Source organism: Nocardia sp. NPDC056000, assembly GCF_042269265.1.
In the GTDB taxonomy this organism is placed as follows: Bacteria; Actinomycetota; Actinomycetes; order Mycobacteriales; family Mycobacteriaceae; genus Nocardia.
Window position 1 is genome coordinate 115,829 of sequence record NZ_JBHJXS010000008.1, and the last position, 15,483, is coordinate 131,311.

Sequence of the window (15,483 nt, forward strand, 5' to 3'; positions counted from 1 at the left end):
CATCACACCCGCAGTTCTCCGAGAGTCACCGACAGAAACCCCGCTACTACGCCGGAGGCCGCGGGCACCATCAGCACCTTCGCTCCGGACGCTAGCCGCTGCTGTCGCAGCGCGTCGTGCAAAACCACGAAATGCGAGGTGGAGGCCGTATTTCCGTACCGGTCCAGGACCGCGATACCGGGCGGAACGGCGGCATCGAATTCACGCTCGGCGATTTTGTTGATCAATTCGACTGCGGGACCGCTGAATTGGTGGTGAATGACGTGGTCGTAGCCTTCGGCGGCGAAATCGCTGTTCCGTTCGGCCAGGAAATCCCGTTGCCGGGTGGTCCACAGCAGGTAGCGAGATTCGTTGTGCATGGCGCGATTGTCGGTGTACAGCGCGATGCCCGGACTGCGGTCGCTGGGCATGCCGAGGCACAGTTGTGCGAAGGCGGCGCTGGTATTGAGTTCGATGTAATCGATGCCCTCGTCGGCGGTGCCCGCGTTGTCGAGGATGACCGCGGCCGCACCGTCGCCGACGGTGAGCGAGGCGAACTGCGGATCGTATTTCTCGGACATCTCGCGCACGGCGGTATCGGAGATGGGGGTGATGTATTCGCCGGACACCACCAGCCCGTTCTTGACGATGCCCGCGCGAATCATGCGTTCCAGCACCAGCACCCCGGTCAGCATGCCCGCGCAGGCATTGGAGACGTCGAAGTGGATGGCTCCGGTGGCGCCGAGTTCATTGCGCAGCAGCAGCGCGAAGGACGGTTCGACCCAGAAGTCGTCCGCGCGTATCCGCGTGATCGAACAGGAGATGACGATATCCAGTTCGCTCGCCGCGTAGCCGGAGTTGGCCAGCGCGCCGCGTGCGGCGGCGAGCGCGACGGTGAACGAGTCCTCGCGCTGTCCGTCGGCGTCCACGCCGCAGCGGCGGCGATGTTTGACGCCGCTGACCTTCTCCAAGTCGATGGGGGATTCGACGTCGAGTTGCGTCAGCAGCTCGGCGGTAGATACTTCCAGGGTGGGCAGGTAGGAGCCCACCGCCTCGATTCGTGCTCGCACCATGTGATCACTCCAAACTGCCCACGGTTGCGGCGACGGTAGCAGTGCCGGTATTGCCAATATGAAAATTCCGCAATTCACTTTGTGTGAAGTGAACTACATTGGGACGCAACATGATCAACGCAGCCACCCGGCACGAACTGACGCTGCTCGCCGCCGGTCAACCCTGGCTGCCCGCCGTCCTGCTGGCGGGCCGCGCCGCCAAACCCATCCGCAAACTGCCCAAACTCGGCTGGTTCGTCGCCGATCCCCTGGTCGCGCGGCAGATCTTCAATGACAGCAACCACTTCAGCATCGTCGCCGAGGGCGCGGCCGGGCACTGGTGGGCGCAGGTCATCGGCGACTGGGTCGAGGACCTGTTCGAAGGACCCGGGCACACCGCGCTGCGCACCAAGGTCCGCGACCTGTTCACCGCCGCGCACACCGATGCCCTGGTGGATGGGGTGCTCGGACCCGCGCTGAAGCAGATCACCGCCGATCTCGCGGACGGTAAGACCGTGGACATCGCCGAACGCGCGCGTGTGCTGGTCGGGCGCAGCGTCTCCGACCTGGTCGGCATGCGGCCCGCCGATATCGCCGCCATCTTCGCCGAGGACGGCGCGGCGGTCGACGAGAGCGATGATCCGGACCAGCCCTTCCGGATCCTGTTCGAACACGTCGAGGAATTGGTCAACCTCGCCATGGGGACAATGGCGTCAACCACCCTGGATCCGGTGGCCGTGGCGCGCGCCCGCACCCTGGCCACCAAACTCGCCACCTCGGTGCCCGACGCCTACGAACGCGCCGATCCCGCCACCACGCTCGGCCGCTGCCGTGAACTCGGCCTCGAACTCGAACACGCCTCGGGCTTGGCCATTCTCATGGCCGTCGCCGGAACCGACACCCTCGCCAGCGCCATGACCCGCATGGTCGCGCTACTGCACGACAGCGGCGATCACCGGGAACTGATCGCGCGGCCCGAGCGCATGCCCGATGCGGTGCGCGAGACCCTGCGCGTCACCAGTCCGGCCTATCTGGTCGGGCGGTCGGTGATCGGCGATGTGGAGGTCGCGGGGCGGCAGTTGCGTGCGGGCGAGCACGTCAAAATCCTGACCTGGTCGATCAACAACGCGGCCGGGCCGTTCAGCATCGACCGCGACTACAACCCCGAGACCCGGCAGCTGTGGTTCGGCGGCGGCCGCCACCTCTGCGTCGGGCTGCAACTGGTGCACTCGGAGCTGACATCACTGCTGGAAGCCTTGACCGCCAACGGCCGCCCGTGGGAGATCGTCGAACGGCGTTACCGCCGAAAGGTTTTCATCCCCACCTACGAGACCCTGCGAATTCGCTTGCTGCCCTAGCGGATTCAGCGGCGCGCGAAGCGGCCCGCCTCGGCCTGATCGCGCGGCTTCACCACGATGGTGTCCAGGTTGACGTGCGCCGGGCGCGAGGCGACGAAGCCGATGATCTCGGCGATGTCCTGCGCCACAAGGGGATCGATGCCCTGGTACACCTTGGCGGCGCGCTCGGCGTCACCGTCGAAGCGCACCAGCGAGAACTCGGTCTCCACCGCACCGGGCGCGATCTCGGTCAGCCGCACCGGCTGGCCCAGCAGCTCACCGCGCAGGGTCCGGTGCAGCACCGCCTGCGCGTGCTTGGCGGAGGTGTAGCCGGAACCGTTGTCGTAGTGCGTCATCGCCGCCACCGAGGTGATGGTGACGATCAGGCCGTCGCCCGAGGCGATCAGCTTGGGCAGTAGTGCCTTGGTGAGGCGCAGCGTGCCCAGCACATTGGTCTCCCACATCCAGCGCCAGTCATCCAGATCGGCGTCGGCGACCGAGGCCAAACCCTTTGCGCCACCGGCATTGTTGACCAGCACGTTGACCTCGCCGATCGCCTCGGTGAACGCGCGCACCGACTCCTCGTCGGTGACATCGAGCGGCAGCGCCGTGCCGCCGATCTCCGCGGCCAGCTTCTCCAGCCGATCGACCCGCCGCGCTCCGACGTACACGTGGTACCCCTGCTTCGCGAGCTCCCGGGCAGTAGCCTCCCCGATTCCCGAACTTGCCCCGGTCACAACAGCGGTACGAATGCTCATGTCATGAGCTTAGGCAAGGGTCGGAAAACGCTCCCGGTTAGCCTGACCGGTATGGCAATTCGGGAAGTGGTCAGCGCGGACGGCACGAATATCGTTTACCGGGTCACCGGTCCTGAAGGCGCACGGCCGCTGGTGCTACTGCACGGCTGGTCCGGAACCCTGCGCTGCTGGGGTCGCGCCGCCGACGACCTGGCCGGGCGTTTCCGGGTGATCGCCCTCGATCTGCGCGGTCACGGCTACTCCGACGCCCCCGAAACCGGATACGACGATCCGAAGAACTGGGCCGCCGATGTGGCGGCCGTGCTGGCCGCGGAGGGCATCTCCGCCGGTGCGGTGCTGCTGGGCTGGTCCTACGGCGGCATCGTGCTCAGCGACTACCTCACCGCCTACGGCACCGCCGCCGTCGCGGGCGTCGTCTACACCGGTTCCCAGGCCGGTATCGGCAAGAACGTGCCCGGGGCCGCCACCGGACCGGCCATGCAGAAGGCCATTCCGGATGTCTTCGAGGAGAGCGCCGGTCGTGCCATGCGCGGTTTCGCGGCCTTCGGCAATGCCAATACCGGTCCCGGCCGGGATAAGGGCGGCGATGCCCAGCGCCTGTTCGGCGGCAGCGTCGCGACCCTGCCCCGGGTGCGCAAGGCGCTGTTCTATCGGACGGTCGACAACACCGAAACCCTCGCGAACCTCGATGTCCCGGTCTTCGTCATGCACGGCGAAGCGGACCCGGTGGTGCCCGTGGAGAACGGCCGGTACATCGCCGATACCGTCCCGAATTCGAGCACCTCGTACTGGCCGCAAGCCCAGCACGGCCTGTTCATCGAGGACCCTGAACGCTTCGTGGCAGAGCTCACCGGCTTCGTCGAAACCCTGTCCTGACCGGGGCTTCCCATGTGAGAGAGGTCACTAGGTCGGGTAACCCACGTATATTCGCTTACCGCGGGCGTGCACACTGGTGTAGTGAGTCAACGTTCCGACCTACGGCCCAATCGGATTGCCGTGCTATCGGTGCACACCTCACCCCTGGCCCAACCGGGTACCGGCGATGCCGGCGGCATGAATGTGTACGTCCTGCAGACGGCCATCGAATTGGCTCGCCGCGGTACCCAGGTGGAGATCTTCACCCGGGCCACCTCCTCGAATGACGAACCCCTGGTGGAAGCCGCGCCGGGGGTGCTGGTCCGCAATGTGGTGGCCGGGCCGTTCGAGGGTCTGGACAAGCATGATCTGCCCACCCAGCTGTGCCCCTTCGCGGGTGAGGTGCTGCGGCAGGAGGCCCGGCATCTGCCCGGGCATTACGACCTGATCCATTCGCACTACTGGTTGTCCGGACAGGTGGGGTGGCTGGCACGCGATCGCTGGCGGGTGCCGATGGTGCACACCGCGCACACCCTGGCCGCGGTCAAGAATCTGTATCTGGCCGAGGGGGACACCCCCGAGCCCGCCGCCCGCGTGATCGGTGAGAAGCAGATCGTCGCGGAGGCGGACCGGCTGGTCGCCAATACCGGTGAGGAAGCCCGGCAGCTCGTCGAGCTGTACGGCGCGGATCCCGAACACATCGATGTGGTGCTGCCCGGCGCGGACCTGAACCGGTACCGCCCGGGTGATCGCGCCGCCGCGCGCGCCGAACTCGGCCTGCCCGACAATGAGCGAATCGTGGCTTTCATCGGGCGAATTCAGCCGTTGAAGGCACCCGACGTGCTGGTCCGCGCGGCCGCACAGGTGCTGGCCGAGGAGGCCGCGCTACCGCAGCGCCCCGGGCGGCCGCTGCGCGTGCTGATCGTCGGCGGGCCCTCCGGCAGTGGCCTGGAGCGCCCCGACGCGCTCATCGAATTGGCTGCGGCACTGGGCATTTCCGATCGCGTCACCTTCCTGCCGCCGCAGCCGCCGCATCGCCTGGTGCAGGTGTACCGCGCGGCGGATCTGGTGGCGGTGCCCAGTTACAACGAATCCTTCGGCCTGGTCGCCATCGAGGCGCAGGCCAGCGGCACCCCCGTGCTGGCCGCCGATGTGGGCGGGCTCGGCACGGCCGTGCGCGACGGCGTCACCGGACTGCTGGTGCCCGGCCACCGCACCCCAGAATGGGCGAGCGCGCTGCGCTCGCTGCTGGAGAATCCGGGCCGCCTGGAGGTGATGGGCGCGGCCGCGGTCGAACACGCCGCGAACTTCTCCTGGGCGCATACCGCCGACGGCATGCTGGACAGTTACGCCGCCGCGCTCGGCCAGTCCCGGGACCGCCGCAATCGCACCGGTAGCGTGCACGCTGAAACCAATCAAGCCAGATCACTGGCGCTCTGGCGGCGCCGGATGGGAGCCGTACGCCGATGAGCGACCCCGTACAACCGGGTGATAGCGCCGCGCCTTCGAACGGTGCAGGGGCACAGTCGAATCCCGGTGGGGCCGAGGCCACCGCGCGGATCGTCGACCAGACGCTGCGCGACCGCGAGATCGAATACTCGCGCGAGGCCGACGGCACCTTCGTGGTGGTGCTGCCCGGTGAGCGCAAACTCAAGACGGTCATCGGCGTCACGGTCGGCAAGCACGGCATTCGCATGGAATCCTTCGTCTGCCGTAAACCGGACGAGAATTTCGAGGGCGTCTACAAATTCCTGCTGCGCCGCAATCGCCGCCTCTACGGCGTGGCGTACACGATCGACAAGGTCGGCGATATCTACCTGGTCGGCCGCCTGTCCAACCACGCCGTCACCCCCGATGAACTCGACACCTGGTTCGGTCAGATCCTCGAGGCCGTGGACGCTGATTTCAATACCCTGCTGGAATTGGGATTCGCGGAATCCATTCGCCGGGAATGGAAATGGCGGGTCTCGCGCGGGGAATCGCTGAAGAACCTGCGTGCCTTCGAACACCTCGTCGACGCCGAGGACAAGCTGTAGTCTCCCCGCCATGGTGGCATTGGCGCTGGATATCGGTGCGACGAAATTCGCGGCGGGCATTGTCGGCGCGGACGGCGGAGTGGAATCCGTCCGCCGCATCCAGGTTCCCGAGACGAAGGTCTGGACGGCCTGTCTGGAACTGCTGCTGACCGTCGCGGGCACCGCCGAGGTGACCGCGGTCGGCATCGGCGCGGCCGGACCGGTGGATGTACGCACCGGCGTGACCGGACCGCTCAATATCCCGGAGTGGGTGGACGGTTTCCGGCTGGTGGACGCGGTCCGGGAGTTGTTCCCGGAGGCGGAGATTCGCTTCGCCATCGACGGCGTCTGCCTGGTGCTGGCCGAACAGCGCTTCGGCGCGGCCCGCGGGGTGCCGAATGTGCTGGCGCTGACGGTGTCCTCCGGGATCGGCGGCGGCGTCATCTCCGATGACCGGGTTGTCATGGGCCGCACCGGAAATGGCGGGCATATCGGCCACATCATCGTTCCCGGTAACGAAGAGCCCTGCGCCTGCGGCGGTTTCGGCTGCGTCGAAGCCGTGGCCAGCGGGAAATCCTCGGTGCGCTGGGCGCGCGGGCAGGGGTGGACCGGCAGCACCGGAATCGAACTGTCGAAAGCCGCGCACGCCGGGGACGAGATCGCGGTGGCGGCGCTGCATCGCGCGGGCACCGCCATCGGGGCGGCGGTCGCGTCGGCGGCGGCGCTGCTCGACACCGATCTGGTCGTCATCGGCGGCGGCTTCGCGCAATCGGGGGAGCCGCTCTGGGGTCCGCTGCGCGAGTCGGCCGCCGCGCACGCGCGGCTGACATTCCTGCGTGAGCTCCGCGTCGTTCCCTCCGAACTCACTGATCAGGCCACCCTCGTGGGCGCCGCGCTGCTCGTGGAAAGATGACCCCCATGACGTACACCCTCGTGCTGCTGCGCCACGGCGAGAGCGAATGGAATGCCCTCAACCTGTTCACCGGCTGGGTGGACGTCCGTCTCACGGATAAGGGTGTCGCCGAAGGCAAGCGTGCCGGTGAATTGCTGGCCGAGCACGGGATTCTGCCTGATATCGTCTACACCTCGCTGCTGCGCCGTGCCATCAGCACCGCCAATAACGCGCTCGATGCCTGTGACCGGCATTGGATTCCGGTCGTGCGCGATTGGCGTCTGAACGAGCGGCATTACGGTGCGCTGCAGGGCAAGAACAAGGCGGAGATCAAGGACGAGTACGGCGACGAGCAGTTCATGCTGTGGCGCCGCAGCTATGACACCCCGCCGCCGCCGATCGAGGCGGGCAGCGAATACAGCCAGGACGCCGATCCGCGCTACGCGGGCATCGATGTGCCGCTGACCGAATGCCTCAAGGATGTCGTGGCTCGGATGGTGCCGTACTGGGAGGACACCATCTCCCAGGATGTCACCGCCGGTAAGACGGTTCTCATTGCGGCGCACGGTAATTCGCTGCGCGCGCTGGTGAAGCACCTGGAGGGCATCTCGGACGACGCGATCGCCGAGCTGAACATCCCCACTGGCATTCCGCTCAAGTACGAGCTGGACGAGAACCTGCGCCCGCTGGGCCCGGGTGAGTACCTGGATCCGGAGGCCGCGGCCGCCGGTGCCGCCGCCGTCGCCAATCAGGGTGGCAAGTAACAGTAAGTAACGCGAACGCGCTGTAGCCGGATTACACGGCTGCAGCGCGTTTTTCATTTCTCCGGACAATTCGTGTCTCACGCTTATTCATAGCGTGAATGACTTACGATGTGATGCACCTCTCAGTACGGCACCGTAGGGTATTCCGCCGCAAGGCATTTCAAATTTGCCGGAATTTTGCCCATTTAAAACGGTACGTGTAACCGGGGTTTGCAACTTACTTCTCGGTAGTTATGCTCTGGACGTTCGACCATTTGCGAGAGGTAGATCACGTTCGATGAAGCACGCGCTACGGGCCACTGTGCTAGCCACGGCAGCCACTCTTTTCGTTCCTTTGACCGCCATCACAGCGGACGCGGCCCCGATTCCGGCCGGTCCCGACGGTGGCGCGGCGGGAGCGGCCTGGACCGCCACCGAAGACGGTCAGCAGCAGTACCCGAACGTATTCATCGAATGGGACGTCCCCATCACGATGAGCGACGGAACCGTGTTGAAGGGCAACGTCTATCACCCGGCGGACGCCTCGGGCCGCCCCATCGACACCCCCACGCCGACCGTGCTGAACCTGACGCCCTACACCAAACTGGTGTCGAACGTCGCGGACAGCGCCTTCGCGATTCCCGGCCTGGGCGACGCCCTGGTCAATGTGTTCCGGAACATCAACCTCTCCGGCACCCCCATCTCCGGCTTCGGTGAACTGCTGAATGCCGCGGGCAACGGCGAACTCCGCAACTTCTCCGTCGACCGCCAGCTCATCAAATCCGGATACACGCAGGTCGTCGTGGACGTGCGCGGTACCGGATTCTCGCAGGGCGAATGGGACATGCTGCGCGGCCGCGAGCAGCAGGACACCGTCGAAACCATCGACTGGGCGTCCAAGCAGAGCTGGTCCAACGGCCGGGTCGGCATGAACGGACTGTCCTACAGCGCCATCAACCAGGTGCAGGCCGCGGAGAAGCAGCCGCCCGCGTTGAAGGCCATCTTCCCGATCGTGCCCGGCAGCGACCTCGTCGACGATGTGCTCGCGCCCGGTGGCGGCTTCGGTTTCAACTTCATCCCGCTGTGGCTGAGCGCCATCAACGGGCTCAAGTGGGTGCCGGATCTGGCCTCGATCGCGCAGGGCAAGTTCGACTTCAAATGGTTGCAGGACCGCGCTGACGATCCGTTCACCTATCTGGACGTGCTCATGTCGGCGTACACCAGCACCGATATGAACAGCCTCGACCCGCGCGTGAAGGCGATGCTCAACGATCTGTCGTCCGAGCGCAAGGATTGGCTCGGCGATCCGAGCCGCATCCAGGTGCCGACCTTCGTCACCGGCGGCTGGCACGACCTGTTCACCTACTCGGAATCCAAGATCTACAACGAGATTCCGCTGCCCGCCGGGCAGAAGCAGCTGCTCATGGGCAACACCTACCACGTCACCTCGGGGTCGGAAGCCGGTCGCCCCGGCCTGCCGCCGCGCCTGGATGTGCTGCAGCGCGCCTGGTTCGACAAGTGGCTCAAGGGAATCGACAACGGCATCGACAAGTACGGCCCGGTCACCCTGCGCCAGCAGGGCGGCGGCTGGATCACCCAGGGCGGCTTCGGCACCTCCGCGCCCTCGGAAGAGGCCGCGCGCTACCGCCGCATGTACCTGTCGTCGCAGCGCAGCGGCACCGCCAACAGCCTGTACGACGGTTCGCTGACCGCCGAGGCCAATGGCGATACCGATCGACTCAGTGTCGCAATGGGTTTGACCACGCTGTGCTCCAATGACGCCGCACAGGGTAGTGCCGGTGTGCTGTCCATCATCGACGGCTGCGCGCTGGACTCACGGGTCGCCGAGCTGAACGGGCTGACCTTCACCAGCGCCCCGGTCGCCGAGGCCACCACCATCTCCGGCCCGATCGCGGTGCACCTCAACACCGTTCAGGACGCCGCCGACGGGTACTGGACCGTCACCGTCAATGACGTTGCGCCCGACGGCAAATCGACCGTGCTGACCTCCGGGCAGATGATGGCGTCCATGCGCCAGATCGACGAGGCCAACAGCGCGCGCTCGGAGAACGGCGACTACACCGATCCCCGCGCCCTCACCTCGCTGGACAAGAGCGAGCCGACGGTGCCGGGCGAGGCCACCACCCTCGATATCGCGCTCAGCGGTACCCAGGGTCTGCTGCAGCCGGGACACCGGTTGCGGGTGGACGTCTTCGCGGGCAACTTCCCCAAGGGCCTGCCGATTCTCCCGATGCTCATCGATACCGGTCTGAAGCCGCAGCATGTGCAGCTCGACCCGAATCGTCCGAGCTTCGTGAATGTCCCGGTTCGCGGTAACACCGGCTGGTGATTCCGCTCTTCCGGGCCTGAAATCCGAGTGTGCACAACGGCGTGCACACTCGGTTTTTCTTTTTTTGTGCAGTTTCACGGACTTCCGGGGAAACTGTCCCAGACTGTTGTCTGCGCCCCTAGCTTGACGACCATGCCGCTCCTGTTGCGAGTCGCGGTGGCCATGACGGCCGCCGTAGCGCTGACGCAGTTCGTCTCACCCACCGCCGCCGCCGAACCCGTCGGCCCGGACGGCGGCGCCACCGGCGCGGAATGGGCTGCGACGGAAGATAATCCACAGGTCTATCCCAATGTGTACATCGATTGGGACGTGCCGATCACCATGAGCGACGGGACCGTGCTGAAGGGGAACGTCTACCATCCTGCCGACGCGTCCGGGCAGCCGATCACCGCGCCGACGCCGACCATCGTGAACCTCACGCCCTATACGAAACTCGGGTCCATGATCGCGGATTCGGCGCTCTCGGTGCCGGGACTGTCGGATCTGCTGGTGCAGGCGTTCCGGAATATCGATCTGTCCGGTACACCGATCTCGGGATTGACCGACCTCACCAAGGCGCTCGGCGGGGGACTGCTGCGCACGTTCACCGTCGACCGGCAGCTCATCAAATCCGGGTACACGCAGGTCGTGGTCGATGTGCGCGGAACCGGCTTCTCCCAAGGGGATTGGAACCTGCTCGGGGCGCGGGAACAACAGGACACCGCCGAGGTCATCGACTGGGCGGCGCGGCAGGGCTGGTCCACCGGGGATATCGGGATGAGCGGCATCTCGTATTCCGGACTCAACCAATTGCAAGTGGCCGCGAAACAGCCGCCCGCGTTGAAGGCCATCTTCCCGGTCGTGCCCAGCCGCAACCCCTTCCGCGATCTGGTCGCACCCGGCGGGGCCGTCGGCGCGGCCTTCATGCCGCTGTGGCTGGCCGCGGTCAACGGCGGCAAGCTCGTTCCCGATATGACCGCGCTGCTGCAGGGGCGGTTCGATATGCGCTGGCTCGCCGACAGATTGGCCGATCCGTTCACCTTCGTGGATGCGTTCCTGGAAGTGTTCCTGCAACCGAATATCGATCAGCTCAGCCCCAAACTGCGGGCGCTGCTGGAGTCCGGCAGCGATATGCGGCAGGCGTGGGAAACCGATCCGACGCGAATCACGGTGCCCACCTTCATCACCAGCGGCTGGCACGACGTCTTCGTCAACTCACAGGCCGATGTGTACCGGCGAATCCCGTTGCCGCCCGGGCAGAAACAGATACTCGTCGGCGACGGCTACCACATCTCCAATGGCAATGAATCCGGTCGCCCCGGCCTGCCGCCGCGCATGGATGTGCTGCAACGCGCCTGGTTCGACAAGTGGCTCAAGGGAATCGACAACGGCATCGACCGGTACGGTCCGGTCACCATGAAGGAACAGGGCGGCGGCTGGATCACCGCCGCCGCCTTCCCGCAGGCCGAGACCGACTACCGCCGCATGTACCTGTCCGCCGCGCCCAGCGGCACCGGCGGGCACAGCGCACACGACGGTTCACTGTTCGGCGCACCGGGCGAGAGCGTCGACACCCTCACCGTCGCACCGGGTCTCACCGGACTGTGCTCCCGCGACGCGGCACAGGAGACCATCGGCATCATCTCGGTCATCGACGCCTGCGGTAAGGACTCGCGCATCTGGGAATCCAACGGCCTGACCTTCACCAGCACGCCGGTCGCCGAGCCGACCACCATCTCCGGACCCATTGCGGTGCACCTGAATACGGTGCACGACGCCGCCGACGGCTACTGGGTCGCCACCGTCAACGACGTCGCTCCCGACGGCCAATCCATCACCCTGTCCTCCGGCCAGCTCGTCGCCTCCCTCCGCGCCATCGACGAATCCCGCAGCACCCGCCTGCCCAACGGCGACTACACCGACCCGGTCCCCGACATCTCCCTGGACACCCGCAGGCGCACCATCCCCGGAGTCCCGGTCACCCTGGATATCTCCATCCCCGGCGTAGACGCCGTCCTGCAACCCGGCCACCGCCTCCGCGTCGACGTCTACGCCGGAAACTTCCCGAAGGGCCTGCCCCCCTTGGCAATCCTGCTCGACTCCGGACTGCTCCCACAGCACCTGCTCCTCGACCCGGCCGAGCCGAGCTACGTGAACCTCCCGGTCCGAGGCAATCCCGGCTGGTAGGGCTATTCGTCCACCTCGGCGAAGGTCGCGTCCAGCGGCGGGAACATGGCACGAGAGTCGTTGCCGCCGAACCACTGTCCGACCACGAACGCCGAGGTTGCTTCCATGTACCGGGCCTGGGCGAGGCCGCCTGCGTGGCACGGCCGGAGTTTCAGGTCCTCGGTCAATGAGCTGACGCGCGCGATGGCGTCCGGGTTGTCGCCGCAGAGCGGGACCAGCAGGGTGCGGCCTTCGAATTCGAGCTGTGCCCCGACATAGACCTCGGCGGCGCACAGGTTGAAGCCCTTCACCACATGGGCGTCCGGGACGGTGGCCGCGATGCGCTCGGCGACGGCGTCCTCGGTCAGCGTGAATGTCCCGAGGTCGGGCCGAAAGGCGTTGGTGCAATCGATGAGGATGCGGCCGGTCAGTGCCGGGCCGATCCCCTCGAGTATTTCGGTCAGGGCGGCGACGGGCACGGCCAGTAGCACCGCTTCGCCGAATTCCGCCGCCTCGGCGATACTCGTCGACCGGGCATTGTCACTCCCGTCCCGCGCCCTGATCTCCGCGACCACCTCCTGGGCTTTCGTCGCCTCGCGTGCCCCGATCACGATGTCGTGCCCGGCGGCGGCCCAGCCGCCGCCGAGGGCTCGCGCCATGGCTCCCGCGCCGATGATTCCGATTCGCATGTGAACTCCTGTGTCGTGGTTGCGAATTCGACGTTAGGAATTCCGATACGCACTCGCGGGTGCGCAATGGTGCTGGCAGGCTGGAACCGTGACGATCGAGATGGCCGCGCCCGAGGTGGTGGAGTTCCCGGAGTACGGGGACTACGAATCCGATTGCCCGGCCCGCCTGGCGGTGGACATCTTCGGCAACTCCTGGTTGACCGTGATCGTCTACACCCTGCGCGAGGGTCCGCTGCGCCCGATCGAATTGCAGCGCGCGATCGGCGGCATCAGTCAGAAGATGCTCACCCAGACCCTGCGCCGCATGGAACGGATGGGATTGCTGGAACGTCGCCGCTACGCCGAAGCACCCCCGCGCGTGGAGTACGAGCTGACGGCCGCGGGCATCGATCTGCTCACCCCGATCCTGGCCCTGGGCGTGTGGGCCGATCGGCACGGCGATGCCGTCCGCGTGGCCCTGTACGGCGACCCCGAGGACTGAACCGGCCCTACCTCGTGTTTGCCACAAAAATGCCGAACGCCGCCCCCGACCAGTCGAAACATTGCGTGAACGGCGGGCCAACTCCCGTCGAAGCCCCTGTGACCTGCGTGAAACTTCCTGCACCCGGGGTTGGCGACGGCTGAGTCGACCGTACGATTCAAAGCGTGAGCGTTCCACAGGCCGTGCTGTTGGCAGTCCTGGCGGCCGTCGTTGGACTGGCAGTCGGTGGATTGCTCATTCCGTATGTCAATGCCCGGCAGGAGCGGATTCGCGCCGCCACCGATTCGGGCCTGACCATGTCGCAGGTCCTGGACCTGATCGTGCTCGCCTCCGAGAGCGGTATCGCCGTGGTCGACCAGTACCGCGATGTGGTGCTGGTGAACCCGCGGGCCGAGGAGCTGGGCATAGTCCACGACCGGCTGCTCGACGAACGCGCCTGGGCCGCCGTACAGCAGGTGCTCGCGGGCGGCAGCGATATCGAATTCGAGCTGACCGCGAAAATCCCGCTGCCGGGCCGCGCGCGACTCGCAGTCCGGGGTGTTGCCAGGCCGCTGTCGCAGGAGAACCCGAACTTCGTGGTCCTTTTCGCCGACGACGATTCCGAACAGGCCCGCATGGAGGCCACCCGCCGCGACTTCGTCGCCAATGTCAGCCATGAGCTCAAGACGCCGGTGAGCGCCATGAGCCTGTTGGCTGAGGCATTGCTGGAATCGGCGGACGATCCGGAATCGGTGCGGCACTTCGGCGAACGCCTGCACGGCGAGGCCCGCCGCATGGGCAAGATGGTCACCGAGCTGATCGCGCTGTCCCGCCTGCAGGGCGCGGAGAAGCTGCCCGAACTCGAAGCCGTCGACGTGGACAGCGTCGTCAACCAGGCCATCGAGCGCTCCCGGACCGCCGCGGAAGCCGCGGGCATCACGGTGAGCACCGATTCCACCAGCGGCCTCGAGGTGATCGGCGATCAGACCCTGCTGGTGACCGCGCTGTCGAACCTGGTCGAGAACGCCATCGCGTATTCGCCGCGCGGATCGCAGGTTTCGGTGAGCCGGGCACTGCGTGGCGGCCATGTGAATATCGCGGTCACCGATCGCGGTATCGGCATCGCCAAGGAAGACCAGGAACGCGTCTTCGAAAGATTCTTCCGGGCCGACAAGGCGCGTTCGCGCGCCACCGGCGGTACCGGGCTCGGGCTGGCTATCGTCAAGCACGTAGCGGCCAACCACAGCGGTGAGGTCACCCTGTGGAGCAAATTGGGCACGGGGTCCACATTCACCCTGCGTATCCCGTCCCACCCCGCCGATCTCAATGGCGGCGACAAAAGACTTTCCGCCGGGATTCCGGCGGCGAAGAAGGAAACCGGCCCGCGCCCCCTCGGGCGGGCCAGAACCAACGGTGTGGAGGCAACCCGATGACGAGTGTGCTGATCGTCGAGGACGAGGAGTCGCTGGCCGATCCGCTCGCATTCCTGCTGCGCAAGGAGGGGTTCGAGGTCACCGTGGTCGGTGACGGCCCGTCCGCGCTGGCCGAGTTCGACCGGTCCGGGGCGGACATCGTCCTTCTCGACCTCATGCTGCCCGGCATGAGCGGCACCGATGTGTGCAAGCAGTTGCGCGCCCGCGGCAGTGTCCCCGTGATCATGGTGACCGCGCGCGACAGCGAAATCGACAAGGTGGTCGGCCTGGAACTGGGCGCCGACGACTACGTCACCAAGCCCTACTCCTCGCGCGAGCTCATCGCCCGCATCCGCGCCGTGCTGCGCCGCGGTGTCGGCGAGGAGGCCGACAGCGGCGGCGAGACCAGTGTGCTGGAGGCCGGTCCGGTCCGCATGGACGTGGATCGCCACACGGTGCAGGTGAACGGCAAGGCGGTGACCCTGCCGCTCAAGGAGTTCGACCTGCTCGAATACCTGCTCCGCAACTCCGGCCGAGTGCTGACCCGCGGCCAGCTCATCGACCGCGTGTGGGGCGCCGACTACGTCGGTGACACCAAAACCCTCGACGTGCACGTCAAGCGCCTGCGCTCCAAGATCGAATCGGACCCGGCCAAGCCGGAACACCTGGTCACGGTCCGCGGCCTCGGCTACAAGCTCGAGGCTTAGAAACCAAAAGACCGCGCTCTCTTCGAAATTCGAAGAGAGCGCGGTCTGCGGTGTGCGGGAACGTCCGCTCCGATGCTCGGCCCCCACCA

The 15,483-nt window shown here is 66.5% G+C and carries 14 protein-coding genes; 11 read left to right on the top strand and 3 right to left on the bottom strand.

Features of this window, described 5'->3' with window-relative positions; all coding sequences use genetic code 11:
• Positions 1-2 precede the first annotated feature (2 nt).
• Positions 3-1,052, bottom strand: coding sequence for a 3-oxoacyl-ACP synthase III family protein (locus ACFC4D_RS23850; protein WP_376066690.1), 1,050 nt, complete (start codon positions 1,050-1,052; stop codon positions 3-5).
• A gap of 110 nt (positions 1,053-1,162) precedes the next feature.
• Here ACFC4D_RS23850 and ACFC4D_RS23855 point away from each other — a divergent pair, with 110 nt between their 5' ends.
• Positions 1,163-2,389, top strand: coding sequence for a cytochrome P450 (locus ACFC4D_RS23855; RefSeq protein WP_364649200.1), 1,227 nt, complete (start codon positions 1,163-1,165; stop codon positions 2,387-2,389).
• 5 nt (positions 2,390-2,394) lie between these two features.
• On the opposite strand, the gene ACFC4D_RS23860 is transcribed toward ACFC4D_RS23855, so the two are convergent.
• Positions 2,395-3,126, bottom strand: coding sequence for an SDR family NAD(P)-dependent oxidoreductase (locus tag ACFC4D_RS23860; protein ID WP_376066693.1), 732 nt, complete (start codon positions 3,124-3,126; stop codon positions 2,395-2,397).
• A gap of 51 nt (positions 3,127-3,177) precedes the next feature.
• Between ACFC4D_RS23860 and ACFC4D_RS23865 the strand changes: the two genes are divergently transcribed.
• The 7 genes from ACFC4D_RS23865 to ACFC4D_RS23895 all read left to right on the top strand — a co-directional run bounded on the left by ACFC4D_RS23865 (position 3,178) and on the right by ACFC4D_RS23895 (position 12,147).
• Positions 3,178-4,002, top strand: coding sequence for an alpha/beta fold hydrolase (locus ACFC4D_RS23865; RefSeq protein WP_376066695.1), 825 nt, complete (start codon positions 3,178-3,180; stop codon positions 4,000-4,002).
• An 81-nt stretch (positions 4,003-4,083) separates the two neighbouring features.
• Positions 4,084-5,451 carry a D-inositol-3-phosphate glycosyltransferase gene (gene mshA, locus ACFC4D_RS23870; protein WP_376066697.1) on the top strand — a complete coding sequence of 456 codons (1,368 nt, stop codon included), beginning with the start codon at positions 4,084-4,086 and terminating at the stop codon, positions 5,449-5,451.
• Positions 5,448-6,017 carry a YbjN domain-containing protein gene (locus tag ACFC4D_RS23875; protein ID WP_375964227.1) on the top strand — a complete coding sequence of 190 codons (570 nt, stop codon included), beginning with the start codon at positions 5,448-5,450 and terminating at the stop codon, positions 6,015-6,017. Before mshA ends, ACFC4D_RS23875 begins: the two co-directional genes overlap by 4 nt.
• A gap of 10 nt (positions 6,018-6,027) precedes the next feature.
• Complete coding sequence (locus ACFC4D_RS23880) at positions 6,028-6,909, top strand: ROK family protein (protein WP_376066699.1); 882 nt, start codon at positions 6,028-6,030, stop codon at positions 6,907-6,909.
• Positions 6,910-6,914: 5 nt separating this feature from the next.
• The gene (locus tag ACFC4D_RS23885) at positions 6,915-7,652 is read left to right on the top strand and encodes a phosphoglyceromutase (protein ID WP_375964233.1); all 738 of its coding nucleotides are present in this window, start codon (positions 6,915-6,917) and stop codon (positions 7,650-7,652) included.
• A gap of 277 nt (positions 7,653-7,929) precedes the next feature.
• The gene (locus tag ACFC4D_RS23890) at positions 7,930-9,981 is read left to right on the top strand and encodes a CocE/NonD family hydrolase (RefSeq protein ID WP_364649182.1); all 2,052 of its coding nucleotides are present in this window, start codon (positions 7,930-7,932) and stop codon (positions 9,979-9,981) included.
• Between the two features lie 132 nt (positions 9,982-10,113).
• On the top strand, positions 10,114-12,147 hold the full coding sequence (locus ACFC4D_RS23895) for a CocE/NonD family hydrolase (RefSeq protein ID WP_375964236.1): 2,034 nt from the start codon (positions 10,114-10,116) through the stop codon (positions 12,145-12,147).
• Positions 12,148-12,149: 2 nt separating this feature from the next.
• Here ACFC4D_RS23895 and ACFC4D_RS23900 read toward each other — a convergent pair whose 3' ends face one another.
• Positions 12,150-12,815, bottom strand: coding sequence for an NADPH-dependent F420 reductase (locus ACFC4D_RS23900; protein ID WP_376066702.1), 666 nt, complete (start codon positions 12,813-12,815; stop codon positions 12,150-12,152).
• An 88-nt stretch (positions 12,816-12,903) separates the two neighbouring features.
• Between ACFC4D_RS23900 and ACFC4D_RS23905 the strand changes: the two genes are divergently transcribed.
• The 3 genes from ACFC4D_RS23905 to ACFC4D_RS23915 all read left to right on the top strand — a co-directional run bounded on the left by ACFC4D_RS23905 (position 12,904) and on the right by ACFC4D_RS23915 (position 15,394).
• The gene (locus ACFC4D_RS23905; RefSeq protein WP_375964241.1) at positions 12,904-13,296 is read left to right on the top strand and encodes a winged helix-turn-helix transcriptional regulator; all 393 of its coding nucleotides are present in this window, start codon (positions 12,904-12,906) and stop codon (positions 13,294-13,296) included.
• Between the two features lie 164 nt (positions 13,297-13,460).
• Positions 13,461-14,708, top strand: a complete 1,248-nt coding sequence (locus ACFC4D_RS23910; RefSeq protein WP_364649173.1) for an ATP-binding protein — start codon at positions 13,461-13,463, stop codon at positions 14,706-14,708.
• Positions 14,705-15,394 (top strand): response regulator transcription factor, encoded by a 690-nt coding sequence (locus ACFC4D_RS23915; RefSeq protein WP_364649170.1) that lies wholly within the window; start codon positions 14,705-14,707, stop codon positions 15,392-15,394. Before ACFC4D_RS23910 ends, ACFC4D_RS23915 begins: the two co-directional genes overlap by 4 nt.
• Positions 15,395-15,483 lie beyond the last annotated feature (89 nt).